This window comes from Streptomyces sp. NPDC026672 (genome assembly GCF_040638185.1).
In the GTDB taxonomy this organism is placed as follows: domain Bacteria; phylum Actinomycetota; class Actinomycetes; order Streptomycetales; family Streptomycetaceae; genus Streptomyces.
This window is the reverse complement of sequence record NZ_JBEZXS010000074.1, coordinates 1-25426: the sequence shown is the minus strand read 5'-3', so window position 1 is coordinate 25426 and position 25426 is coordinate 1. Positions and strand designations below refer to the sequence as shown.

Below are 25426 nucleotides of genomic sequence, written 5' to 3'. Positions count from 1 at the left end.
CGAGGGCGATCCTCCGCCTTGCGATTGCACGCACCAGACGCCGCGGGCCCCGCCCTCCGGGCGGACGGCGCTACTTTCGAAACACGCCCTAGTCCTCGCCGAGGTACGCCTTGCGCACGGACTCGTCGTGCAGCAGGTCCTGGCCGGTGCCCGACAGGACGATGTTGCCGACCTCCATCACATGGCCCTGGTCGGCCAGCGACAGCGCGGCCTGGGCGTTCTGCTCGACCAGCAGGATGGTCGTGCCCTGGGACTTCAGCTCGGCGATCGTCGACATGATCTTCTGCATCATGATCGGCGACAGACCCATCGACGGCTCGTCGAGCATCAGCAGCTTGGGCTGCGACATCAGCGCGCGGCCCATCGCCAGCATCTGCTGCTCACCGCCGGACAGCGTGCCCGCCGCCTGCTTCCTGCGCTCCCCGAGGATGGGGAACAGGTCGTAGGCCCGCTGGATGTCCTTCTCGATGCCGGGCTTGTCGTTGCGCAGGAAGGCGCCCAGCTGGAGGTTCTCGGTGATGGTCAGACGCGGGAAGATGTGCCGGCCCTCGGGGGAGTGGGCCAGGCCCAGGGCGACGATCTTGTGCGCGGCGACACCGGTGAGCGGCTTGCCGTCGAAGACGATCCGCCCGGACGCCGGCTTCAGCAGGCCCGAGAGCGTGCGCAGGGTCGTGGTCTTGCCGGCTCCGTTGGTGCCGATCAGGGTGACGACCTGGCCCGCCTCGACGCTGAACGAGATGCCCTTGACGGCTTCGATCTTGCCGTAGGCGACCTTGAGGTCCTCGACCTCGAGCAGTGCGGTCACTGGGCCTCTCCCTTGGTGGTGCCGGTGGTGCTCTCCGCGTCGGCGGGTGCCCCTTCCCCGGCCGCCGCCTCCGCGGCGGCCTCGGCGGCCTCGACCTCCGCGGCCTCCGCCTCCCCGGGGTCGCCCTGGAACGGCTCGCCGAGGTACGCGGCGACGACGCGCTCGTCGGCCTGGACGACCTCGGAGGTGCCCTCCACCAGCTTCTCGCCCTGCACGAGCACGGCGACCCGGTCGCAGAGGTTGAAGATGAACCGCATGTCGTGCTCGATGACGAGGACGGCGATCCCCTTGTCACGGATGGCGAGGACGAGCTCCTCCGTGGCCCGGGTCTCCTGCGGGTTCATGCCGGCGGTCGGCTCGTCCAGCAGGAGCAGGCCCGGCTCGGACGCCATCGCCCGGGCGATCTCCAGCTTGCGCTGCTCGCCGTAGGGCAGGTTCCGCGCCAGGTGGTCCCGCTTGTGGGCGAGGCCGATGAACTCCAGGAGCTCCATGGCCCGTTCCTCGCTGGCCCGCTCCGCCTTGCGGAAGCCGGGCCCGCGCAGGAGCGCCGACCACAGGCCCTCCTTCGTCCGCGTGTGACGGCCGACGAGGACGTTCTCCAGGACCGTCATGTTGGCGAACAGCCGGATGTTCTGGAACGTCCGGGCGATGCCGGCCTGGGTGACCAGGTGCGGCTTGGGCGGCAGGACGGTGCCCCGGTACGAGACCGTGCCCTCGGTCGGGACGTAGAGACCGGTGAGGCAGTTGAAGAAGGTGGTCTTCCCCGCCCCGTTGGGCCCGATGAGGCCGACGATCTCGCCGCTGTTGACCGTGAAGTCCACGGAGCGCACGGCGGTCAGACCGCCGAAGCGCATGGTGACGTCGCGGGCTTCGAGTACAGGTGTCGTCATGGTCCGTTACGCCCCTGCCTTGGTGACGGCCGGTTCGTCGGTCAGCGTCGCCTGTTCCGGTACGTCGAGTTGGCGGGTCTCGTGGAACTCCAGCTGGCGGCGGCGGTTGGCGATGATGCCCTCCGGGCGGAACCGCATCAGGAGGATGAGCGCCAGGCCGAAGGCGAACAGCTCGTAGTTCTGGAGGAACTGGAGCTTCTCGGGGACCAGGTAGAGCACGCTGGCGCCGAGCAGCGGGCCGCTGACGGTGCCCATGCCGCCGAGGACGACGGCGGCCAGGAGGAAGGCCGAGTTGGGCGGGGCGGCGCCGGCGAACTGGTACGGCTGCGGGTTGACGCTGTAGTTGACGTGCGCCATGACGGAGCCGGCCAGGCCCGCGAGGGCGGCGCCGAGGGCGAAGGCGATCAGCTTGACGCGGAAGCCGTTGATGCCCATGGCCGTGGCCGCGGTCTCGTCCTCGCGGATGGCGATCCAGGAACGCCCGATGCGCGAGTCGGCGGCCCGGGTGAAGACCAGCACGACGATGGCCGTGACGATCAGCATCAGGAACAGGTAGTTGGCGAACCGGCCCAGGGTGAACCCGAACACGTCGTGCGACGCGCCGAAGTTGATCCCGAAGATGTTGATGTCGGGGATCTGGGTGATGCCGTTGGGGCCACGGGTGATGTTGGGCCCGGAGTCGCCGTCGAGGTTGTTGACGGTGATGCGGAAGATCTCACCGAAGCCGAGCGTCACGATGGCCAGGTAGTCGCCCCGCAGCCGCAGGGTGGGGGCGCCGATGAGGACGCCGAAGACCAGCGACGCGGCCATGCCGGTGAGGGCCGCCGCCCAGAACGGGAACTGCGTGCCCGCGAACCGCGAGTACTCCGACCCGGAGACGAGGGCGGCCGCGTAGGCGCCGACGCCGAGGAAGGCGACGTAACCGAGGTCGAGCAGTCCGGTGAGGCCGACGACGATGTTCAGGCCGAGGGCGACCGTGGCGAAGATGAGGATGTTGACGCCGACGTTGGCGTTGTGGTCGTCGCTCTGCGTGAACGGGAAGATCACGGCGGCGAGGAACGCCAGACCGGCGGCGAAGCCCTTGTGCCGGGTGGAGATCGTCGCGTACGTCTCGACGAGACCGGAGTGGATCAGGCCCCAGGTGGCGAAGACGACCAGGAGGACGAAGCCGATGAAGGTCTCGCTCGCGTCGTTGTCGATGCCGATGCCGTAGGTGAAGGCGATGAGCGCGACGGCGGTCCCGGCGGTGATGACGAGCCGCTCGGCGAGCGGGGAGAGCCTGCCGGGGCGCGGCTGGTCGGGCTTGGCCAGGTAACCGCGCACACCGGTGCCCGCGGCGGGGCCGGGCAGCGCCAGCGCGCCGACGACCGGGAGCGCGGAGGCGACCATGGCCACGTACGCGCCGGGGTCGAGGTTGGCCAGACCGCCGAGGTCGACGGCGATGGCGATGCCGGTGAACCAGCAGACGGTGAACGCCGACAGCGATGTCAGCAGGGCGGGGGAGACGGCGCGGCCCGGGTTGAGCCAGCCCAGCCCCCGCACGTTCCACAGGTTGAGCGCGTGCAGCAGCGTGAGGATGCCGGCGACGAGGGCGAGGATCTGGAGCCCGGCCGGGTAGCCGTAGACGGTCAGGTCACCGGGGAACTCGGACGTCCAGGTCCAGCTCATGAAGGTGCTGGCGATGGTGCCGACGCCGCCGACGGCGATGAGGAGGCGGGCCGCCGACGCGGGCAGCGGGACGAGTCCGCGCTCGGCCCCGGCCGCGGTCCCCGCCGTGGTGGTGGTCTCGGTCATGGCGCTCACGCCCTGTCCGCGACGCGTTCGCCGAGCAGACCCTGTGGTCTGAACAGCAGGACGAGGATGAGGAGGACGAAGGCCCACACGGCGGCCCAGCCCTGTCCGCCGAGCTGCTGCATGCCCGGGATGTCGGCGATGTAGGCGGTGGCCATCGCCTCGGCCAGACCGAGGACGAGACCGCCCAGCATGGCGCCGTAGATGTTGCCGATGCCGCCGAGCACCGCCGCGGTGAACGCCTTGAGGCCGGCGATGAAGCCCATGTCGTACGAGACGGAGCCGTACTTCAGGCCGTAGGAGAGACCGGCGACGGCGGCGAAGACACCGCCGATGGCGAAGGCGATGACGATGATGCGGTTGGTGTCGATGCCCATCAGCTGCGCGGTGTCCGGGTCCTGGGACGTGGCCTGCATGGCCCGGCCGGTCCGCGACAGGCGGACGAAGAACGCCAGGACGGCCATGCACAGCGGCGCGGCGACGATGAGGAAGATGTCCCCGCTCTGGATGGTGACCGAGCCCAGGTGGTAGGGCCCGAAGGGGAGCTGGGGGAAGACACGCGCGGACTTGGCGTCCGGGTACCAGTTGAAGACGGCCTGCTGGAGCGCGAGCGAGAGGCCGATCGCCGTGATCAGCGGGGCCAGTCGTGGTGCTCCGCGCAGCGGCCGGTAGGCGAAGCGTTCGGCGCCGACGGCGATGAGGGCGGAGACGAGCGCACCGCCGAGGAGCATCAGCGGCAGGGCTATCCACATGGATATGCCGTCGGGGAGGGCGAGGTAGACCGTGAGCGCGCCGAAGCCGCCGGTCATGAAGATCTCGCCGTGGGCGAAGTTGATGAGCTGGACGATGCCGTACACCATCGTGTAGCCGATGGCGATCAGACCGTACATCGAGCCGAGGAACAGCCCGTTGGCCAGCTGCTGCGGCAGGGTGTTCACCGCATGGCCTCCATGTGGTGGGGAGAGTCGGGAGGGGGCAGAGAGCGGGCCGCGCGGTGACGGTGGTCTTTTCCGCGCGGCCCGGGTGGTGCGGTGTGAGCGGATCAGCTCTTGGGCTCGAAGGTGCCGCTCTTGACCGACTTCCACTCACCGTTCGTGACCTGGTAGACGGTCAGCTGCTTGTTGGTGGTGTCGCCGTACTCGTCGAACGAGATCTTGCCGGAGATGCCGTCGAAGGAGGTCTTCTGCACGGCGTCCACGATCTGGGCGCGGGCGTCGGTGGGGACCTTGCCGTCCTTCACGACCTCGCCGACGGCCTTGATGATGGCCGTCGCGGCGTCGTAGGCGTAGGAGCCGTAGGTGCCGTAGTCACCGGGGTACTTCTTGGCCTTGTAGGTGGCGACGAAGTCCTTGGCGGCGGGCAGGGTGTCGACCGGGACGCCGATGGAGGTGACGAGGTCGCCCTCGGCCGCCTTGCCGGCCGTCTTGATGTAGGTGGGGGTGAACATGCCGTCACCGCCGAACAGCGGGATGTTGGCGCCGCCGTCCTTGAGCTGCTTGGTCAGCACCTGGGACTCGTCGTACTGGCCGCCGTAGTAGAGGATCTCGGCGCCCGAGGTCTTGATCTTGGTGACGAGGGTGGAGAAGTCGCGCTCGCCCACGTTGACGTGGTCGGTGCCGACGACCTGGCCGCCCTGCTTGGTGAACTGCTCCTTGAAGATCTTGGCGAGGCCCGCGCCGTAGGTCTGCTTGTCGTCGACGACGAAGGCCTTCTTCTTCTTGAGGCCGTTGTAGGCGTAGTCGGCGGCGAACCCGCCCTGGAGCTCGTCCGTGGTGGCGGTGCGGAAGTACGTCTTGAACGGACGCTCCTTGCTGGTCTGCCAGTTCTTGCCCTGGGTCAGCTCGGGAGCGGTGTTGGCCGGCGAGATCTCCACCAGGTTGGCGGTGGCGAAGACCTGCTGCATCTGCGTCGCCACACCGGAGTTGAGGGGGCCGACCACGCCGAGGACGTTGTCGTCGGCCACGAGCTGGGTGGCGTTCTGCTGACCGGTGGCCGGAACCGCCTTGTCGTCCAGCGCCTTGATCTTGAAGGTGACGCCCGGGACGGTCTTGTTCTTGTTGGCGTCGTCGACGGCGATCTGGGCGCCGTACTGCAGACCGAGGCCGGTCGCCGAGTTCTGGCCCGTCAGCGGTGCGTCAACGCCGATGGTCACGGTCGTGTTGCCACTGTCGCCGCTCTTGCTGCTGTCGTCGCGGGAGCCGCAGGCAGTGAGAGTCAGGGCTCCGGTGGTGAGAACGGAGGCAAGAATCACCAGAGAACGCTGTCGCACAATCAGTCCTTTCGGCAGGCATGTCCGCCCCTGCGGGGACGGCGGGTGCCGTGCTGGTACCGAACTCCCGATGGAGCGGTGACTGGCCGTGACTCTAAGCGCGTGTGGCGAACGTGGAGGAGTGTCTGAACGATGCTGTGACGCTCTTGTTATGACACGAGGTAATGCAGAGCGGTACGCCGTGGGGGGAACGCCGGAATTCCGACCGATTCGCCCTGTCCGCATGGTGAGAACCCGCAGGACCCGACCCCAACGGATCAGGCGTGTCAGGTGTTTTGGTGATTACCTTAAATCGTTGCTGCGGGCGACTTGCGTGGCCTGGGAGAGGTGCTGTGCACCCGTGCTCTTGTATTGCGCGCGTATTACGTAGAGTTACATCCAGGAAAGGCGGCTCGGCGCCTTTCGGTACATTCCGCATTCCGCGTCGTGCGCGGTGAGGGCGATCTTCAGGGAAAAGGCGTACGGCGCCCCACCGGCCGGGCGGTGGAGCGCCATGACACGAGGGCCGGGCTCCGTTCAGTCCCGCGCGGGTGCCGTGTCTTTCTGGTTCAGGTCGCGCAGCAGACACGTCAGACGGGCCGTGCAGACCCGGCGGTCGTCCTCGTCCGTGATCACGACCTCGTACGTCGCCATCGTCCGCCCCCGGTGCACCGGCGTCGCCACGCCCGTGACCAGACCCGAGCGCACCCCCCGGTGATGCGTGCAGTTCAGGTCGACGCCGACCGCGATCTTCGAGCTGCCGCCGTGCAGCATCGAGCCCACCGACCCCAGGGTCTCCGCCAGCACCGCCGAAGCGCCCCCGTGCAGCAGCCCGTACGGCTGGGTGTTGCCCTCCACCGGCATCGTCCCGACGACCCGCTCCGCCGACGCCTCGACGATCCGCACCCCCATCCGCGTCCCCAGGTGCCCCGCGGAGAACAGCGCGGGCAGGTCGACCCCGAGGGCGGCGTACTCGTCGATGGTCTCCTGCGGGAACTTCACCTGTTGCTGCTCACCCATGGACCCGGCTCCGTTCGGCGTACGCGTGTCTCGTCCGCTGAGCAAACGCTCAGTCGGTCGCCGATTGTTCCAGACGCACGACCACCGACTTGCTGGCCGGGGTGTTGCTGGTGTCCGCGGTCGAGTCCAGCGGCACCAGCACATTGGTCTCCGGGTAGTACGCGGCGGCGCAGCCCCGCGCGGTCGGGTAGTGCACCACCCGGAACCCGGCCGCCCGCCGCTCCACACCGTCGCGCCACTCGCTCACCAGGTCCACGTACGACCCGTCGGCCAGCCGCAGCTCCCGCGCGTCCTCCGGGTTCACCAGCACCACCCGGCGCCCGTTCCGTATGCCCCGGTAACGGTCGTCGAGGCCGTAGATCGTGGTGTTGTACTGGTCGTGCGAGCGCAGCGTCTGGAGCAGCAGCCGCCCCTCGGGCACCGCCGGGAACTCCACCGGCGCCGCCGTGAAGTTGGCCTTGCCCGTGGCCGTCGGGAACCGCCGCTCGTCGCGCGGGGCGTGCGGCAGCGCGAACCCGCCCGGGTGCTCCACGCGCGTGTTGAAGTCCTCGAAACCGGGCACGACCCGCGCGATCCGGTCCCGGACCGTCGCGTAGTCCTTCTCGAACTCCTCCCACGGCACCACGCTGTCCTCGCCGAGCACCCGCCGGGCCAGCCGGCAGACGATCGCCGGCTCGGACAGCAGGTGCGTGCTCGCCGGATCCAGCCGCCCGCGTGAGGCGTGCACCATGCCCATCGAGTCCTCGACGGTCACGAACTGCTCGCCGGAGCCCTGGAGATCACGCTCCGTGCGGCCGAGCGTCGGCAGGATCAGGGCACGCGCGCCCGTGACCACGTGCGAACGGTTGAGCTTCGTCGACACGTGCACCGTCAGCCGCGCCCGCCGCATCGCCGCCTCCGTCACCGCCGAGTCCGGGGAGGCGGAGACGAAGTTGCCGCCCATCGCGAAGAACACCTTCGCGTCGCCGTCGCGCAGCGCGCGGATCGCCCGTACGACGTCGTAGCCGTGCTCGCGCGGCGGCACGAAGCCGAACTCCTTCTCCAACGCGTCCAGGAAGGCCGGCGCGGGCCGCTCGAAGATGCCCATGGTGCGGTCGCCCTGCACGTTCGAGTGACCGCGCACCGGGCACACACCCGCGCCCGGCCGCCCGATGTTGCCGCGCAGCAGCAGGAAGTTGACGATCTCCCGGATGGTCGGCACCGAGTGCTTGTGCTGGGTCAACCCCATCGCCCAGCACACGATGGTCCGTTCGGAAGCCAGCACCATGCCGAGGGCCTGCTCGATCTCCGCGCGTGTGAGGCCCGTCGCGGCCAGCGTGCCGTCCCAGTCGGCGGCGCGGGCGGCCTCGGCGAACTCCTCGTAGCCATGGGTGTGTTCCCGAACGAAGTCCTCGTCGACGGCGCCCTCCGTCTCCAGGACCAGCTTGTTCAGCAGCCGGAAGAGGGCCTGGTCGCCGCCGATGCGGATCTGGAGGAACAGATCGGTGAGCGCCGCGCCCGTCGCCAGGCCCTTGGGGGTCTGCGGGTTCTTGAACCGCTCCAGGCCCGCCTCGGGCAGCGGGTTGACGCTGATGATCCGCGCCCCGCCCGCCTTGGCCTTCTCCAGGGCGGACAGCATCCGCGGATGGTTCGTGCCCGGGTTCTGGCCGGCGACGATGATCAGGTCGGCCCGGTGGAGGTCCTCCAGCAGGACGCTGCCCTTGCCGACGCCGATGGTCTCCGACAGGGCCGAACCGGACGACTCGTGGCACATGTTGGAGCAGTCCGGCAGGTTGTTCGTGCCCAGCTCGCGGGCGAACAGCTGGTACAGGAACGCGGCCTCGTTGCTGGTGCGCCCCGAGGTGTAGAACAGGGCCTCGTCGGGGGAGCCGAGGGCGGTGATCTCCTCCGCGACGATGTCGAAGGCGCGTTCCCAGCTCACCGGCTCGTAGTGCGTGCCGCCCTCGGGCAGGTACATGGGGCGGGTGAGGCGGCCCTGCTGGCCGAGCCAGTAGCCGCTGCGGTTCGCCAGGTCGGCGACGGGGTGCGCGGCGAAGAAGTCCGGGGTGACCCGGCGCAGCGTGGCCTCCTCGGCGACCGCCTTCGCGCCGTTCTCGCAGAACTCCGCCGTGTGCCGGTGGTCCGGTTCCGGCCAGGCGCAGCCCGGGCAGTCGAAGCCGTCCTTCTGGTTGACGCTCAGCAGCGTCAGCATGGTCCGCTTCACACCCATCTGCTGCTGGGCCATGCGCAGGGTGTGGCCGATGGCGGGCAGCCCCGCGGCGGTGTGCTTCGGCTGCGCGACCCGCGGCGCGTCCTGGACCGGATCGCCCTTGGGCGGCTTGCTGGCCATCGCGCGCTCTCCTTCGACGAGTGTCGACCGTGTGTGAAGCAGGTCTCCGATCTTCGCACGCACCCCCGACGACCCCCGAAACCCCCGGTTGATCACCGGTGGACCCCCGGCGGACTCCGGCCCCCCGACTCCGGTGGACCCCCGGGCGGACTCCGGTGGACCCCTGGTGGTGCCGGTCCTGCCGGGGGCCGGGGGCGACGGTCGGGCCGCCGGAGGCACACGCTGTCAGTGGCCCGTGGCAGGATCGGGGACGTGGCAGAGACAGCAGCGAAGAAGACCGACAAGACCTCCGGCGGGCCCCGTCCCCGGCTGATGCTCATGGACGGGCACTCCCTGGCCTACCGCGCGTTCTTCGCGCTGCCCGCGGAGAACTTCACGACGGCGACGGGCCAGCCGACGAACGCGATCTACGGCTTCGCCTCGATGCTGGCCAACACCCTCCGTGACGAGGCGCCCACGCACTTCGCGGTCGCCTTCGACGTCTCCCGCAAGACGTGGCGCTCGGAGGAGTTCACCGAGTACAAGGCGAACCGCTCCAAGACCCCCGACGAGTTCAAGGGCCAGGTCGAGCTGATCGGCGAGCTGCTCGACGCCATGCACGCCCCGCGCTTCGCCGTCGAGGGTTTCGAGGCGGACGACGTCATCGCCACCCTCGCCACCCAGGCCGAGGCCGAGGGCTTCGAGGTGCTGATCGTCACCGGCGACCGCGACTCCTTCCAGCTGGTCACCGAGAACACCACCGTGCTCTACCCGACCAAGGGCGTCTCCGAGCTGACCCGCTTCACCCCGGAGAAGGTCGTCGAGAAGTACGGGTTGACGCCCGCCCAGTACCCCGACTTCGCGGCCCTGCGCGGCGACCCGTCCGACAACCTCCCCGGCATCCCCGGCGTCGGCGAGAAGACCGCCGCGAAGTGGATCAACCAGTTCGGCTCCTTCGCGGAACTGGTCGAGCGCGTCGACGAGATCAAGGGGAAGGCCGGCCAGAACCTCCGCGACCACCTGGAGTCCGTCAAGCTCAACCGCCGGCTCACCGAGCTGGAGCGGAACGTCGAGCTGCCGCGGACGGTCACCGACCTGGAGCGGGCGCCCTACGACCGCAAGGTCGTCGCGATGGTCCTGGACACCCTGGAGATCCGCAACCCGTCCCTGCGCGAGCGCCTCTACGCCGTCGACCCCGGCGCCGAGGAGGCCGAGACCACCCCGGTCGCCGCCGCGGGCGTGGAGCTGGACGGCTCCGTCCTCGGCACCGGCGAGCTGGCCCCCTGGCTCACCGAGCACGGCACCGGCGCCCTGGGCGTCGCCACCGTCGACACCTGGGCGCTCGGCACCGGCTCCGTCGCCGAGGTCGCGCTCGCCGCGCCCGACGGCACCGCCGCCTGGTTCGACCCGTCCGAGCTGGACGAGGCCGACGAGAACGCGTTCGCGGCCTGGCTCGCCGCGGCGGACCGCCCGAAGACCTTCCACAACGCCAAGGGCGCCATGCGGGTCTTCGCCGAGCACGGCTGGACCGTCGCCGGCGTCACCCGGGACACCGCGCTCGCCGCCTACCTGGTCAAGCCGGGCCGCCGCTCCTTCGACCTGGACGCGCTGTCCCTGGAGTACCTCGGCCGCGAGCTGGCCCCGGCCGCGGCGGCCGACGGACAGCTGGCGTTCGGCGCGGACGAGGGCGCCGAGGCCGAGGTGCTGATGATCCAGGCCCGCGCCGTGCTCGACCTGGGCGAGGCGTTCGAGAGCCGGCTGGAGGAGGTCGGCGCGGCGGACCTGCTGCGGGACGTGGAGCTGCCCACCTCCGCGCTGCTGGCCCGGATGGAGCGGTACGGCATCGCGGCCGACCGCGCCCATCTGGAAGCCATGGAACAGATGTTCGCCGGTGCGGTGCAGCAGGCGGTGAAGGAGGCGCACGCGGCGGCCGGGCACGAGTTCAACCTGGGCTCGCCCAAGCAGCTCCAGGAGGTCCTCTTCGGCGAGCTGGCGCTGCCCAGGACGAAGAAGACCAAGACCGGGTACACCACCGACGCCGACGCGCTGGCCTGGCTCGCCACCCAGACGGACAACGAGCTGCCGGTGATCATGCTGCGGCACCGGGAGCAGGCGAAGCTGCGCGTCACCGTCGAGGGCCTGATCAAGACCGTCGCCGGGGACGGCCGTATCCACACGACGTTCAACCAGACGGTGGCGGCGACCGGCCGGCTGTCCTCCACGGACCCCAACCTCCAGAACATCCCGGTCCGCACGGACGAGGGGCGGGCGATCCGCCGCGGGTTCGTCGTCGGCGAGGGCTTCGAGTCGCTGATGACCGCGGACTACAGCCAGATCGAGCTGCGGGTGATGGCCCACCTCTCCGAGGACGAGGGGCTGATCGAGGCGTTCACCTCCGGGGAGGACCTGCACAACACGGTCGCCTCGCAGGTGTTCTCCGTGGAGCGCTCGGCCGTGGACGCGGAGATGCGCCGCAAGATCAAGGCGATGTCGTACGGCCTGGCCTACGGGCTGTCGGCGTTCGGGCTGTCCCAGCAGCTCAACATCGACGCCGGTGAGGCGCGGGCGCTGATGGAGACGTACTTCGAGCGGTTCGGCGGGGTGCGGGACTATCTGCGCCGGGTCGTCGACGAGGCGCGGGCCACGGGGTACACGGCGACGCTCTTCGGGCGGCGCCGCTATCTGCCCGACCTCAACAGCGACAACCGGCAGCGGCGCGAGGCGGCCGAGCGCATGGCCCTCAACGCGCCGATCCAGGGGACCGCGGCCGACATCGTGAAGATCGCGATGCTCGACGTCGACAAGGCGCTGCGCGCGGCGGAGCTGAAGTCCCGCATGCTGCTCCAGGTCCACGACGAGATCGTCCTGGAGATCGCGCCGGGCGAGCGCGCGGCGACGGAGGAGATCGTCCGCCGCGAGATGGCTGCCGCCGTCCACCTGAGGGCTCCCCTGGACGTCTCGGTCGGCTCCGGCCCCGACTGGGAATCAGCAGCCCACTGACCCCGGCCCCCGACAGGGGGCAACTCGCCGCCGCGGTGGGGCACTCCCCGGGAGTGCCTCGAGCGCTCCTTCCATGCCCGCCGCGACGGAGAGTCCCCCTGGGGGCCTTGGCCCCCGTGCCCGCCGCGACGGCGAGCGCCCCCCCCACAACCTGCTCGACGGAGCCGAACCGGCCGGGGCCGTCGTACCCGCCGGGCAGGCGCACCGCACCTGTGGGACAGCCGAATGGACCGTGTCGGAACGCGTTCGGCCGGGCTTGCGGCAAGGATGCGGGCATGGGTATACGCATGCTCCACCACCGGAGGGCCACGGCCCGACCCCCCGCCCCGGCGGACGCCGGAGCGGTGCGGTCACCGTCGTCCCCACCGGCCCCGCCCCTCTCGGCCGACGCGAGCACCGCCCGCGTCCCCGCCGCCCCGGCGACGGCGCTGCGCACCACCGTGACCCGCCTGACCCGCACCGTGAGACGCACCGCGACAACCGTCCGCGCCTGCCGCGACCGGGCCGAAGCCGTCCGCGGCCACCTCGCGCTGCTCCTCACCCTGCTCCCACGCCTCCGCCCGCGCTCCCGCCCGCGCCGTACCGTCACCGTCTTCGTCGCCCCCCTCACCGGGCGCGAGCGCCCGAAGGGTCCCGCGGCGCGACGGGAACCGGGGCGACCGGACGCCGCACCCTGACCGCGACGGCGTACACCAGCAACCCGGCGACGAGCCCCGCGCCCGCCCCGAAGCACACCGTCGGCACCACCTCCCAGGGCTTCGCGACGGCACCCCGGTACGCCCACCACCGCACCACCCGCCGCACGGCGGCCACCGCCGCGCAGCCCCCGAGCACGGCCAGCGCCCCCCACCGGTCCCGCACGGACAGCACCGGCACCCCCGCCACCGCGTCCCGCACCCCCGCCACCGCGTCCGGCGCCCGCCGCACCGCCCGTACCAGGAACACGGTGATCACGACCGCGGCGACCGCCGAACCCCCGTACTGGAGGTACCAGTACAGCGGCAGCCCGCCCGCCTCCCACCCCAGCGCCGGCACCAGCCGCATCCCCCACCGGTCGTGATGGGTGAACGCGTCCCACACGACATGCGTCAGCGCACCGAGGACCGCCGACACGTACCACCACGCCACCCCGCCCGGCCGCACCCGCCCCCGCGGCACCCCGCACCGCGTCAGCGCGGCGATCCGCCCCTGCCGCCCCCGGGGCAACAGCGCCACCAGCGGCTCCCGCACCAGCAGCCACAGCCCGACCAGCGCCCACGCGATCGCCACGTCGACCGTGAAGACCCCCGCGAACGAGTGCGTCACCGACCCGAACTCCATCCCACCGGGCACGACACTTGCCGCGTAATAGGTCATGTCGGGAGCGAACGACCCCGCGACGAGCACCGCGGGCACCAGCCGCCCCCTCCCGGTCCCGTCCGTGCGCACGACGGGCAGCACGGCGGCCGCATGGCTGAGGGTGAACGGCAACTGGGCTCCCTGGGACGGCCGTCGGCCCCGCCGTCGGCCCGGTGATCACGTCGGTTCAGTATGGAGGACGGCTCCCGCCGGAACCGGGACATGGCCAATCGGTGAAAATCGGGCAGCAACGGGTGCCCGCGCGCGGCAAGTTGTCGTAGGGTCGCCTGGGTCGGCCCGCCCTGGGGCACGGCCGGCCATCGCACCGTACGACTCGGCAGTCACAACGGGGGCAACCAGAACAGCGGGCCAACCGTCACAACAGGGCGAGGCAGACGACGGAAACGGACGCCACGGGCGTCCACAGGAGGGGTTCAGTCTTATGGCGGCGCATTTCGGCAGGCGGCTGCGCAAGGGGGCGGCGACGACCGCCGTGGCCGCGGCGGCGGTCGCGGCTCTCTCCGCGTCCCAGGCTCCGGGTGTCACCTCGGACGACCAGGGCAGACAGTCCGCGGCCGACGCCAGCACCTCCGCGCCGGACCCGGCCACCGACGGCAACGCCACCGGCAACTCGCCGTACTACACGGACCTGCCGCCGCTGAAGAGTCCCGACCCCAGCCCCTCGTCGACCATCGGCACCCCCGTCTCCCAGGGCGACGCCGAGGCGGGCATCCCGGCCACCGTCCTGGACGCGTACAAGAAGGCCGAGGCGGAACTGCGGGAGTCCAAGCCGGAGTGCAACCTGCCCTGGCAACTCCTCGCCGCCATAGGCAAGGTGGAGTCGGGCCAGGCCCGCGGCGGCCGGGTCGACGCCGCCGGCAACACCCTCGGCCGCATCCTCGGCCCGCAGCTCGACGGCAACGGCTTCGCGCTCATCAAGGACACGGACCACGGCCAGTACGACGGCAACAGCGCCTACGACCAGGCCGTCGGGCCCATGCAGTTCATCCCGTCCACCTGGGCCTGGGCCGGCCGCGACGGCAACGGCGACGGCACGAAGGACCCCAACAACATCTACGACGCCGCCCTCGCCGCGGGTCACTACCTGTGCCGCAACAGCTGGGACCTGTCCACCGACAAGGGTCTGCACGCGGCGATCCTCAGCTACAACAACTCGCAGGACTACCTCAACACGGTCCTGACGTGGCTGGAGTACTACCGCAAGGGCACCCACTCGATCCCGGACGGCACCGGCTCCCTGCCGGGCAACCGCAGCGACAGCCGCGGCTCCGGCTCGACGACCCCCTCCGCCCCGCCGTCCTCCCACCCGGGCGGATCAGGTTCGGGGTCGGGCACGCCCAAGCCGCCCGCGTCGACCACCACCCCGCCCCCGTCCTCCACGCCGAAGCCGCCCGCCACCACCCCGCCGGCCGAGGACCCGAGCCAGACCCCCACCGACACGGTGGATCACCTGTCGGACGCGGGCACGGGCAAGCTGACGGCGATGGCGGGCCACACCTTCGACCAGAAGATCAGCGCGCGGGCCGAGACCGAGGCGGACAAGGCCGTCGGCAAGGTCCGCGTCCGCTTCACCCTCACCGGGGACACCGACACCACCTTCACGGGCGGCGAGTCGGTCGCCACGGTCGTCACGGACGCCAAGGGCGTCGCCGTCGCCCCCGCGCTCCAGGCGGGCGAGAAGACCGGCGCCGTCACGGTCCGCGCCACCGTCGTGGGCCGCGTCGTACCGGGCCTCGACTTCCACGGCACCGTCACCGAGCGGGCCGCCGACGCCCTCACGCGCATCGGCGACACCCCGCTGACCTGCACGCCCGGCGGGGAGTTCACCGACCAGGTCCAGGTCGGGGCGACCTACCAGGGCGCCGCCGCAGGCAAGGTCGGGGCCACCGCCACCCTGATCAAGTCCGCGGACGACGCCACCGCCAACGACAAGGGCCCCTACTTCAAGGGCGCCGACGGCACGCCCGTACGCACCCTCACCGGTCTGGTGACGGACGCCGACGGGCGGCTCACGCTGCCGAAGCTGTACGCGGACGACACCGCCGGCACGTTCCTGCTGCGGATCACCACCACCGGCGGCGCGACGCTCACCGTCGAACTGAAGGTCGCGGCGGCGGACACCTCCGCCGACCCGTCGACCTCCCCCGACCCGTCGCCCAGCGCCTCCCCGTCGGCCTGACGGACCCGGCCAGCACGAGGGCGCCCTCCGTCACCACGGCGGACGGGCGCCCTCGGCACGTTCAGCGCCGCAGCCGGGCGTTGGTGTGCCGCGTGGGCTCGGCGGTCGCCGGGTCCTCGGGCCACGGATGCCTCGGGTACCGGCCGCGCAGCTCCGCCCGTACGCCCCGGTAGCCGTCCCGCCAGAACGAGGCGAGGTCGGCGGTCACGGCGGCGGGCCGCCCTGCGGGGGAGAGGAGGTGCACCAGCAGCGGCACACCGGCCACCGCGGGCGACTCCCGCAGCCCGAACATCTCCTGCAACTTCACCGCGAGGACCGGCTGCTCCGGGTTCCCGTAGTCGATCCGCACCCGGGACCCGCTCGGCACGGCGATCCGTTCGGGGGCGAGTTCGTCCAGCCGGGCGGCGTCCCCGGTGGCCCAGGGCAGCAGCCGCGTCAGCGCCCGGCCGGCGTCCACCCGCGCGAGGTCGGCCCGCCGCCGGGCCCGCCCCAGCTCGGGCTCCAGCCAGTCGTCCGCGCGCGCGAGCAGTGCCTCGTCCGAGACGTCGGGCCACGGTTCACCGAGCCGCGCCCGCAGGAACGCCAGCCGCTGCCGCAGGACGACCGCCTCCGCGGACCACCGCAGCAGGGCCGGCCCCTCCTGCCGCAGCCCGTCGAGCAGCGCCGCGCGCACCAGAAGGGGATCGGCGTCCGGCAACGGCCGCACCGTCAGCTCGACGGCCCCCAGCCGCTCCACCCGCCGCGCCACGACGTCCCCGTCGGCCCAGCGCACCTCGTCCCGCTCCTCGTACAGGGATCCCGCCGCGAGCCGCGCGAGCCCCTCGTCGATCTCGACGCCGAGCCGAATGCGCGCGAGCCCCCTGCCGAGCGGCCGGTCGGCCACGGCCACGGCGATCCACCGGGCCCCACGCAACGGCGACCCCTCGGCGAGCTCGGCCCGCGTCCCCGACACCATCAGATACGACCCGGAGTCCCCCCGAGCAACCCGCTCAGGAAACGCAAGCCCGACAACACCCCCCACAACCCCATCCCCACCCCACCCCAGCTCACGACCACGCCCAACCTTGCCCTCGCCTCTCGACCGGCGGGCGGGGTCGGTTTCGACGTCACCTCTTGAGTCAGTGGGACGGGTGGGTGGGTGGGCGAACTCCGTGGCGACAGCCCGCAGCCGCCGCACCTCGGCCGCCCACCGTCGCGCATAGGCGTCACCCCCACGCCGGGCGACCCGAACCGCCCCGGCGAGGTCGTCGCCGTACTCCCGGGGCACCTCCTCGCTCAACAACGCGACAACCTCGGCCACCTCGCCGGAGGCGCCCGCGTCGAGCAGCGCCCGCCCCAACCGCGGATGCAGCCCCAACCGCGACAACCGCACCCCCCGAGCCGTGGCCGAACCGACGGAGTCCACCGCCCCGACGGCCGTCAACACCTCCCGCGCCGCCGCCATCGCCCCACCCGGCGGCCGGTCCAGCAACGCCAGCCCGGACGCGTCCGGATCCCCCCAGCACGCCACCTGGAGCGCGAACGCCGTCAGATCCGCGACCTTGATCTCCGGCGCCGGATACGGCGGCAGCATCCCGTCCTCCGCCTCCGGCCAGCACCGGTACACCACCCCCGGCGCCTCACGCCCGGCCCGGCCCGCCCGCTGGGCCGCCGCCGCCCGCGACGCCCGTACCGTCGCCAGCGCGCTCAGCCCGCGCGCGTGATCCACCCGCGGCTCTCGCGCCAGCCCCGCGTCCACCACCACCCGCACCCCGGGCACCGTCAGCGACGACTCCGCGACGGACGTCGCCAGCACCACCCGGCGCCGAGCCCCGGGCGTCAGCACCGCGTCCTGCACCGCCGCGGGCGCCCGCCCGTGCACCTGGAGCACGTCGACGTCCCCCAGCCCGCCCAGCTGCCCGGCGACCCGCACGATCTCGCCCACGCCCGGCAGGAAGCACAGCACGTCCCCCGGCCGCTCGGCCAGCGCCCGCCGCACCACCCCCGCCACATGGGCGAGCAGCGCCGGATCGACCCACATGCCGTGCGCAGGCCGCACCGCACGCGCCGGCGGCGCCCACACCACGTCCACCGGGTGCGCCGCGTCGTGCGCCTCGACCACCGGCGCCCCGCCCAGCAGCCGCGCCCACCCCTCGGCGTCCGTGGTGGCCGACGCCGCCACCAGCCGCAGATCGGGACGCAGCGTCTCCCGCACGTCCCACAGGAACGCCGCCGTCGTGTCCGCGTCCAGATGCCGCTCGTGGCACTCGTCGAGCACGACCACGTCCACCCCGGCCAGCTCCTGGTCCCGCTGGAGCCGCTGGAGCAGCACACCCGTCGTGACGACCTCCACGCGCGGGTCCCGGCCCACGACCCGCTCGCCGCGGACCGTGTACCCGACGCTCCCGCCGGGCTTCTCGCCCAGCAGCCACGCCATCCGCCGCGCCGCAGCCCGCGCGGCGATCCGCCGGGGCTCGGCCACGACCACCCGCCGCGCGGGTCCCCCGCCCAGCAGCCCGGCCAGCGAGAGCGGCACCAGCGTCGTCTTGCCGGTCCCGGGCGGCGCCACCAGCACGGCGGTCCCGTGCTCGGCCAGGGCCCCGGTCAACGCGGGCAGGGCGTCCCGCACGGGCAGCGCGGCGAGGGCGTCGGCACGGATCACCCGCGCCGGTCCCGCTCGCAGACGAAGATCGCCGTCCCGGGGATCAGACTGCCGCGCAGCGGGGACCAGCCGCCCCACTCCGAGGTGTTCCACGCCGGCCACTCCGGCTCCACCAGGTCCACCAGGCGGAAGCCCGAGGCGACCACGTCCCGGACGCGGTCGCCGAGCGTCCGGTGGTGCTCGACGTACACCGCCCGGCCCGCCTCGTCCTGCTCGACGTACGGCGTGCGGTCGAAGTACGACGCCGACACGGTCAGCCCCTCCGGGCCCGGCTCGTCCGGGAACGCCCAGCGGATCGGGTGCGTCACCGAGAACACGAACCGGCCGCCCGGCCGCAGCACCCGCCGCACCTCGCCCAGCACCAGCCGCGGGTCGGCCACGAACGGCAGCGCCCCGTACGCCGAGCACACCAGGTCGAAGGACCCGTCCGCGAAGGGCAGCGCGGACGCGTCGGCGCACACCAGCGGGAACGCGCCGCCGATCCGCAGCGCGTGCTGCAACTGCCGGTGGGACAGGTCGAGCGCCACCGGGCGGGCGCCCTGCGCGGCCAGCCAGCGCGCGCACTGCGCCGCGCCGGCGCCGATCTCCAGGACGTCCCGGCCCTTCAGCTCCTCCACGGGCCCCAGCAGCTCCGCCTCGACCTCGTCCAGGCCCTCGGGACCCCACACGAAGCGGTCGTCGCCGAGGAACGTGCCGTGCTCGACCTGGTAATCGTCCGCGTTCCGGTCCCACCAGCCCCGGTTGGCCCGGGAACTCTCGGTGACGTCGGCCTCACGCCGGGTCGCCTCCGGTTCGAACGGTTCTGGCTCTTGGATGATCCGCTCCCTCGTCGTACTCTTCCGTGCAACCCTCGCCGGGCGTGTCACGGAAGGGGTCCCTCGGGCCCCGCGTGGCCTCGTGGGACGGTTCTTGTGCCGGGTATGCGACGATCCGCCCCGGGTGTGCGCCTTCGCGCATTGACCCTGCCCGGCTGCCCCCGTATGCTACAAGTTGCGCTGCGGGCCTGCGCGCCTCAGACGGAGCAGGCTGCGCTCGCATCTGTTGTATGTCCCCTCGGTTGTCGAGGCGTCACCACCGGAATCCCTGGTGGGACGCTTCCTTGGCTGTCCGGCTTCTTCAGAGCGATACGGGCTCCCGGCGTAGCAGTACCTACGACTTCAATGTCCGTACCGGAGCCCTTTCCCACATGACGAGCAGCACCGAGACCACCGCCACCACCCCGCAGGTTGCGGTCAACGACATCGGTAACGAGGAAGCCTTCCTCGCCGCGATCGACGAGACGATCAAGTACTTCAACGACGGCGACATCGTCGACGGCGTCATCGTGAAGGTCGACCGGGACGAGGTCCTGCTCGACATCGGTTACAAGACCGAAGGTGTCATCCCGAGCCGCGAGCTCTCGATCAAGCACGACGTCGACCCGAACGAGGTCGTTGCCGTCGGCGACGAGATCGAGGCCCTCGTCCTCCAGAAGGAGGACAAGGAAGGCCGCCTGATCCTCTCGAAGAAGCGCGCCCAGTACGAGCGCGCCTGGGGCACCATCGAGAAGATCAAGGAAGAGGACGGCATCGTCACCGGTACCGTCATCGAGGTCGTCAAGGGTGGTCTCATCCTCGACATCGGCCTCCGCGGCTTCCTCCCGGCCTCCCTGGTCGAGATGCGCCGCGTCCGCGACCTCCAGCCCTACGTGGGCAAGGAGCTCGAGGCGAAGATCATCGAGCTGGACAAGAACCGCAACAACGTGGTCCTGTCCCGCCGTGCCTGGCTGGAGCAGACCCAGTCCGAGGTCCGTCAGACGTTCCTCACGACCCTCCAGAAGGGTCAGGTCCGCTCCGGTGTGGTCTCCTCGATCGTCAACTTCGGTGCCTTCGTGGACCTGGGTGGCGTCGACGGTCTGGTCCACGTCTCCGAGCTGTCCTGGAAGCACATCGACCACCCCTCCGAGGTCGTCGAGGTCGGCCAGGAGGTCACGGTCGAGGTCCTGGACGTCGACATGGACCGCGAGCGCGTCTCCCTGTCGCTGAAGGCGACCCAGGAAGACCCGTGGCAGCAGTTCGCCCGCACCCACCAGATCGGCCAGGTCGTGCCCGGCAAGGTCACGAAGCTGGTTCCGTTCGGTGCGTTCGTCCGCGTGGACGAGGGCATCGAGGGTCTGGTCCACATCTCCGAGCTGGCCGAGCGCCACGTGGAGATCCCGGAGCAGGTCGTCCAGGTCAACGACGAGATCTTCGTCAAGGTCATCGACATCGACCTCGAGCGTCGCCGGATCTCGCTGTCCCTGAAGCAGGCCAACGAGGCCTTCGGCGCCGACCCGGCCACGGTCGAGTTCGACCCGACCCTGTACGGCATGGCCGCGTCCTACGACGACCAGGGCAACTACATCTACCCCGAGGGCTTCGACCCCGAGACCAACGACTGGCTCGAGGGCTACGAGACCCAGCGCGAGGCGTGGGAGCACCAGTACGCCGAGGCGCAGCAGCGCTTCGAGCAGCACCAGCAGCAGGTCATCAAGTCCCGCGAGGCCGACGCGGCTGCTGCCGCCGAGGGCGGCGAGGCTGCGGCTCCGGCCGCGACCGGTGGCTCGTACTCCTCCGAGGGCCCGGACAACTCCGGCGCGCTGGCCTCGGACGAGGCGCTGGCCGCTCTGCGGGAGAAGCTGGCGGGTGGGCAGAGCTGACGCTCGCTCGCTGACGCTCAGCCGTTGACTGAGGGACCGTACCTTTCGAGGTGCGGTCCCTCGGTTTTTTCGGGCGCTGATTTTGTAGAAACGTCTGGGTTACACCCGTAACCGCTGGGCTGTAACCGGCCATTGGGAGGCTTCCCCGGTCTTCGTCCAAGATCGGAAGGGGAGACCGTCTCATGGCACAGCCTCAGCTCGGGTCGGGAACGAGCCGGCGGACGTTCCTGCGGAACGTCGGCATCACCGGTGGCGCGGGCGCCATGTTCGCCACCATGGGGGCCCTCGGCCTCGCCCCCACCGCCGCCTCCGCCGCCGAGCGGGAAGCGCCCTTCCAGGCGCCCCGGCGCGGCGACTTCACCCTCCAGGGCCGGCACGGCAGACCGGCGAGCGTCGTGATCATCGGCGGCGGCATCGCCGGCCTCACCTCCGCCTACGAACTGGGCAAGGCCGGGTACGACTGCACCGTCCTCGAAGCCCGGGACCGCGTCGGCGGACGCAACCTCACCGTCCGCGGCGGCGACCGCCTCACCGACATCAACGGCGTCACCCAGAAGGCGGGATTCAGCAAGGGCCAGTACATGAACGCGGGCCCCGCGCGGCTCGCCCAGTGGATGGTCACCCTCGACTACTGTCGCGAACTCGGCGTCCCCATCGAGGTGTTCACCAACTCCAACGCCAGCGCCCTCATCTACAACCCGAGCCGCGGCATGACCGCGCCGGTCCAGTACCGCACCGCCAAGGCCGACGTCTACGGCTATGTCTCCGAGTTGCTCTCCAAGGCCACCAACGCGGGTGCGCTGGACGGGGAGTTGACCGCCGACGACAAGGAGCGGCTGCTCACCTTCCTCAAGAGCTACGGCTCCCTCGGCGCCGACTACACCTACACCGGCACCGAACACCGCGGCTTCACCGTCGACCCGGGCGCCGCGGGCACCCCCGGCGACGAACTCGGCGGTGTCCCCTCGCTCTCCGAGGTCTTCGCCTCCAACGTCGGCCGCTACTTCTCCTTCGAGTTCGGCTACGACCAGGCCATGCTGATGTTCCAGCCGGTCGGTGGCATGGACCAGATACCGCAGGCGTTCGCCCGCGCGATAGGGCAGGAGAAGATCCGCACGGGCGCCGCCGTCACCGACATCAGGAACACCCCGGACGGCGTCACCGTCACGTACACCCAGCAGGGCCGCACCCGGACCGTGCGCGCCGACTACTGCATCGCCACCCTGGCCCCGCACCTCCTCGCCAGGACCCCGCACAACCTGGGCACCGACGTGCAGACCGCGCTGCTCGCCGTGAAGCCCTCCTACGCCTCCAAGATCGGCCTGGAGTACCGCAGCCGCTGGTGGGAGAAGGACTTCAAGATCTTCGGCGGCATCACCGAGACCGACATGGACCTCGACCACATCTGGTATCCGTCCTACGGCCACCTCGGCGACCGCGGTCTGATCATCGGCTACTACAACACCGGCGCCCACTCCGACGTCTACTCGGCGCTCACCCCCGCCCAGCGCCTGGAGCGGGCCGTGTCCCAGGGCGTCGCCATCCACGGCGAGAAGTACCGCAGCGAACTCGCCGCCTCCTTCTCGCACCAGTGGAAGCTCGTCCCGCACCTCGAAGGCGCCTGGCACTCCATGCCAGGCGGCCCCGACGCCCCCGCCTACGCCCCGCTCAACAAGTCGCAGGGCCACGTCTACTTCGCCGGCGACTACCTGAGCTACCTCGACGCCTGGCAGCACGGCGCCATCACCTCCGCCCGCAAGGTCGTCACGGAGCTGCACCAACGCGTCCTCGCCTCCTGAACCGGCTCCCCGCCGATGGTTCCCGGACGTCCGGGAACCACCGCGCACATCCCGGGGGAGGCGGGAATGCCCGCGTCCCCCGGGGCGTTGACCATGGGGAACACGAGGAGGAGCGGTCACAGTGCTTGATCCGCAGGGTTTGTACGCATGGGAGCCGAAGGGGCTGGCCGTGGTCGACATGGCGCTCGCCCAGGAGTCGGCCGGTCTGGTCATGCTCTACCACTTCGACGGATACATCGACGCGGGTGAGACGGGCGACCAGATCGTCGACCGCCTCCTCGACACACTGCCCCACCAGCTCGTGGCCCGTTTCGACCACGACCGGCTCGTGGACTACCGGGCCCGGCGCCCGCTGCTGACCTTCAAGCGGGACCGCTGGACCGACTACGACGAGCCCGCCATCGAGGTGCGGCTCGTGCAGGACGCCACCGGTGCCCCCTTCCTGCTGCTGTCCGGCCCCGAGCCCGACGTGGAGTGGGAGCGCTTCTCCGTCGCCGTGCGGCAGATCGTGGAGCGGCTGGGCGTCCGTCTCGCCGTCAACTTCCACGGCATCCCGATGGGCGTGCCCCACACCCGCCCCGTGGGCGTCACCCCCCACGGCAACCGCACCGACCTCGTACCGGGCCACCGCAGCCCGTTCGACGAGGCACAGGTGCCCGGCAGCGCCGAGGCCCTCGTCGAGTACCGGCTCATGGAGGCCGGGCACGACGTGCTGGGCGTCGCCGCGCACGTCCCGCACTACATCGCCCGCTCGCCCTACCCGGACGCCGCCCTGACCGCCCTGGAGGCCATCACGGCCGCCACCGGCCTGGTCCTGCCCGGCATCGCGCACGCGCTGCGCACCGACGCGCACCGCACGCAGACGGAGATCGACCGCCAGATCCAGGAGGGCGACGAGGAGCTGACCGCCCTCGTCCAGGGTCTTGAGCACCAGTTCGACGCCGCCGCGGGCGCCGAGACCCGCGGCAACATGCTCGCGGAGCCCGTGGAGATCCCCTCCGCGGACGAGATCGGTCAAGAGTTCGAAAGATTCCTGGCGGAGCGGGAAGGCGACGGCTGATCCGTACGGTTCAGGGCCTAAGCTTCGGGCCATGCTGACAGTGGGTCTCACCGGCGGGATCGGCGCCGGCAAGAGCGAGGTGTCGCGGCTGCTGGTGGAGCGCGGTGCCGTCCTGATCGACGCGGACCGCATCGCGCGCGAGGTCGTCGCCCCCGGCACGCCCGGCCTCGCGGCCGTGGCCGACGCCTTCGGGGCGGAGGTCCTGGCCGCCGACGGCAGCCTCGACCGGCCCCGGCTCGGCTCGATCGTCTTCGCCGACCCCGAGAAGCTGGCCGTCCTGAACGCGATCGTGCACCCCCTGGTGGGCGCACGCTCCCGGGAACTGGAGGGCGCGGCGCCCGACGACGCCGTGGTGGTCCACGACGTCCCGCTCCTCACCGAGAACGGCCTCGCCGGGCTGTACGACGTCGTCGTGGTCGTCGACGCGAGCCCCGAGACCCAGCTCGACCGGCTCGTGCGACTGCGCGGGATGACCGAGGAGGACGCCCGCGCCCGCATGGCGGCGCAGGCGACCCGCGACGAGCGACGGAAGATCGCGGACGTCGTCATCACCAACGACGTGCCGCTGGAGGACCTGGGACGGCGCGTGGACGAGGTCTGGGCCGACCTGGTGCGCCGAGCGCACACCGCGTCCCGCCCGTCCCCCCAGGAATAGCGTGCCTCGAAGGGGGCGTTGAACGGCCCCGGCAAGGGAAGGATTTGGCCGTGCCAGAGATCAGTGGTTCGAACGGACGTACGCCGGAGACGCATGTCATCGACTTCCGCGCCGCCGAGCAACTGCTCAACGCACGGGACCCCCGGGGTGCGGTGAAGCTGCTGGACGGTGTCATCGCCGCCCATCCCGAGAACACGGCCGCCCGGCTGCTGCGCGCCCGCGCCTTCTTCGCCGCCGCGCAACTGCGACCCGCCGAACTGGAGTTCACGATCGTCCTGGAGCGCGAACCGGACAACGCGTTCGCGCACTTCGCGCTGGGGCGCACCTACGAGCGGCAGGGGCGGCACGACCAGGCCAAACGCCACTTCCGGCTGGCCGCCGCGCTGGACCCGAACCCGGAGTACCTGAAGGCGGCGCGGTTCGATTCGTAGGGGCGTTGGGGCGCGGGGACGTATCGGGTCGGCGTCGGTCGTCGGTGGGGCCAGGCCCTCACGGGTGCCGCTGCTGGTGCCTGCGGCGCGGCGGGAAACGACAGGCCGGGCGGGTCGGCCGCAGGGGGCTGTCGACCGGCTGGTACGGTGGGATGTTCCGGCCCGGCTGGTAGTGCGGGCCCTGGCGGATGTGCCGCAGGACCAGGGTGAAGTCGACGGCGGTCACCACCCACAGCACCCCGCAGGCCGCCGCCCAGCCCGGCCGCCCGGCCAGCGCGAACGCCGCCGTGCCGAAGACCGCCCAGGCCAACCCCCACCCGGCCAGCCACAACCGGGCCCGCAGTGCACTGCGGGCCGTCGCCGGTTCACTTCCCGTACGCATCGGACCCACCGCTCCTGCTTGCAACGTACTCTTCGACGCAGCCGTTCACCAAGGGGTTCGAACCCGCACCGAGGGGGGACCGCCACCTAGGGCGTGTTTCGAAAGTGGCGCCGTCCGCCCGGAGGGCGGGGCCCGCGGCGTCTGGTGCGTGCAATCGCAAGGCGGAGGATCGCCCTCGTAC

Annotated in this window: 19 protein-coding genes; 8 read left to right on the top strand and 11 right to left on the bottom strand. The window is 71.4% G+C overall.

The window, feature by feature from the left end; translation table 11 throughout:
- Window positions 1–88 precede the first annotated feature (88 nt).
- The 7 genes from AB0F77_RS41420 to AB0F77_RS41390 all read right to left on the bottom strand — a co-directional run bounded on the left by AB0F77_RS41420 (window position 89) and on the right by AB0F77_RS41390 (window position 9083).
- Complete coding sequence (locus AB0F77_RS41420; protein WP_361959396.1) at window positions 89–805, bottom strand: ABC transporter ATP-binding protein; 717 nt, start codon at window positions 803–805, stop codon at window positions 89–91.
- Window positions 802–1695, bottom strand: a complete 894-nt coding sequence (locus AB0F77_RS41415; RefSeq protein WP_361959393.1) for an ABC transporter ATP-binding protein — start codon at window positions 1693–1695, stop codon at window positions 802–804. Before AB0F77_RS41415 ends, AB0F77_RS41420 begins: the two co-directional genes overlap by 4 nt.
- A 6-nt stretch (window positions 1696–1701) precedes the next feature.
- Complete coding sequence (locus AB0F77_RS41410) at window positions 1702–3489, bottom strand: branched-chain amino acid ABC transporter permease (RefSeq protein ID WP_361959390.1); 1788 nt, start codon at window positions 3487–3489, stop codon at window positions 1702–1704.
- A 5-nt stretch (window positions 3490–3494) separates the two neighbouring features.
- Entirely contained in the window at window positions 3495–4424 is a 930-nt protein-coding gene (locus tag AB0F77_RS41405; protein WP_361959387.1) for a branched-chain amino acid ABC transporter permease, read from the bottom strand.
- 104 nt (window positions 4425–4528) lie between these two features.
- Entirely contained in the window at window positions 4529–5755 is a 1227-nt protein-coding gene (locus tag AB0F77_RS41400) for a branched-chain amino acid ABC transporter substrate-binding protein (protein ID WP_361959384.1), read from the bottom strand.
- A gap of 516 nt (window positions 5756–6271) precedes the next feature.
- Window positions 6272–6754: a hotdog fold thioesterase gene (locus AB0F77_RS41395; protein WP_361959381.1), complete on the bottom strand. Its 483-nt coding sequence runs from the start codon at window positions 6752–6754 to the stop codon at window positions 6272–6274.
- Window positions 6755–6803: 49 nt separating this feature from the next.
- Window positions 6804–9083: an FdhF/YdeP family oxidoreductase gene (locus tag AB0F77_RS41390; RefSeq protein WP_361959378.1), complete on the bottom strand. Its 2280-nt coding sequence runs from the start codon at window positions 9081–9083 to the stop codon at window positions 6804–6806.
- 252 nt (window positions 9084–9335) lie between these two features.
- On the opposite strand from AB0F77_RS41390, the gene polA reads away from it, so the two are divergent.
- Complete coding sequence (polA, locus tag AB0F77_RS41385; protein ID WP_361959375.1) at window positions 9336–12062, top strand: DNA polymerase I; 2727 nt, start codon at window positions 9336–9338, stop codon at window positions 12060–12062.
- A 275-nt stretch (window positions 12063–12337) separates the two neighbouring features.
- Window positions 12338–12739 (top strand): hypothetical protein, encoded by a 402-nt coding sequence (locus AB0F77_RS41380; RefSeq protein WP_361959372.1) that lies wholly within the window; start codon window positions 12338–12340, stop codon window positions 12737–12739.
- Here the strand turns inward: AB0F77_RS41380 and AB0F77_RS41375 are convergent.
- Window positions 12669–13532, bottom strand: coding sequence for a DUF4184 family protein (locus tag AB0F77_RS41375; RefSeq protein WP_361959369.1), 864 nt, complete (start codon window positions 13530–13532; stop codon window positions 12669–12671). The genes AB0F77_RS41380 and AB0F77_RS41375 overlap by 71 nt on opposite strands.
- Before the next feature lie 310 nt (window positions 13533–13842).
- Between AB0F77_RS41375 and AB0F77_RS41370 the strand changes: the two genes are divergently transcribed.
- Window positions 13843–15600, top strand: a complete 1758-nt coding sequence (locus tag AB0F77_RS41370; RefSeq protein ID WP_361959366.1) for a lytic transglycosylase domain-containing protein — start codon at window positions 13843–13845, stop codon at window positions 15598–15600.
- A 61-nt stretch (window positions 15601–15661) separates the two neighbouring features.
- Here the strand turns inward: AB0F77_RS41370 and hrpB are convergent, their stop codons facing one another.
- Together hrpB and AB0F77_RS41360 are read right to left on the bottom strand one after the other, a co-directional pair.
- Window positions 15662–18241 carry an ATP-dependent helicase HrpB gene (gene hrpB / locus AB0F77_RS41365; protein WP_361959363.1) on the bottom strand — a complete coding sequence of 860 codons (2580 nt, stop codon included), beginning with the start codon at window positions 18239–18241 and terminating at the stop codon, window positions 15662–15664.
- Window positions 18238–19107 carry a class I SAM-dependent methyltransferase gene (locus AB0F77_RS41360; RefSeq protein WP_361959360.1) on the bottom strand — a complete coding sequence of 290 codons (870 nt, stop codon included), beginning with the start codon at window positions 19105–19107 and terminating at the stop codon, window positions 18238–18240. Before AB0F77_RS41360 ends, hrpB begins: the two co-directional genes overlap by 4 nt.
- A gap of 320 nt (window positions 19108–19427) precedes the next feature.
- On the opposite strand from AB0F77_RS41360, the gene rpsA reads away from it, so the two are divergent.
- From rpsA to AB0F77_RS41335, 5 genes are all read left to right on the top strand, one after another.
- Window positions 19428–20918 (top strand): 30S ribosomal protein S1, encoded by a 1491-nt coding sequence (rpsA, locus tag AB0F77_RS41355; RefSeq protein WP_361959357.1) that lies wholly within the window; start codon window positions 19428–19430, stop codon window positions 20916–20918.
- A 182-nt stretch (window positions 20919–21100) separates the two neighbouring features.
- A complete protein-coding gene (locus AB0F77_RS41350; RefSeq protein ID WP_361959354.1) occupies window positions 21101–22717 on the top strand; it encodes an NAD(P)/FAD-dependent oxidoreductase in 1617 nt (538 codons plus the stop codon).
- Window positions 22718–22838: 121 nt separating this feature from the next.
- Window positions 22839–23777, top strand: a complete 939-nt coding sequence (locus tag AB0F77_RS41345) for a PAC2 family protein (RefSeq protein ID WP_361959350.1) — start codon at window positions 22839–22841, stop codon at window positions 23775–23777.
- A 31-nt stretch (window positions 23778–23808) separates the two neighbouring features.
- Window positions 23809–24432, top strand: a complete 624-nt coding sequence (coaE, locus tag AB0F77_RS41340) for a dephospho-CoA kinase (protein ID WP_361959347.1) — start codon at window positions 23809–23811, stop codon at window positions 24430–24432.
- 50 nt (window positions 24433–24482) lie between these two features.
- On the top strand, window positions 24483–24863 hold the full coding sequence (locus AB0F77_RS41335) for a tetratricopeptide repeat protein (RefSeq protein ID WP_361959344.1): 381 nt from the start codon (window positions 24483–24485) through the stop codon (window positions 24861–24863).
- Window positions 24864–24921: 58 nt separating this feature from the next.
- Here the strand turns inward: AB0F77_RS41335 and AB0F77_RS41330 are convergent, their stop codons facing one another.
- Entirely contained in the window at window positions 24922–25245 is a 324-nt protein-coding gene (locus tag AB0F77_RS41330; RefSeq protein ID WP_361959341.1) for a DUF6343 family protein, read from the bottom strand.
- Window positions 25246–25426: the final 181 nt, after the last annotated feature.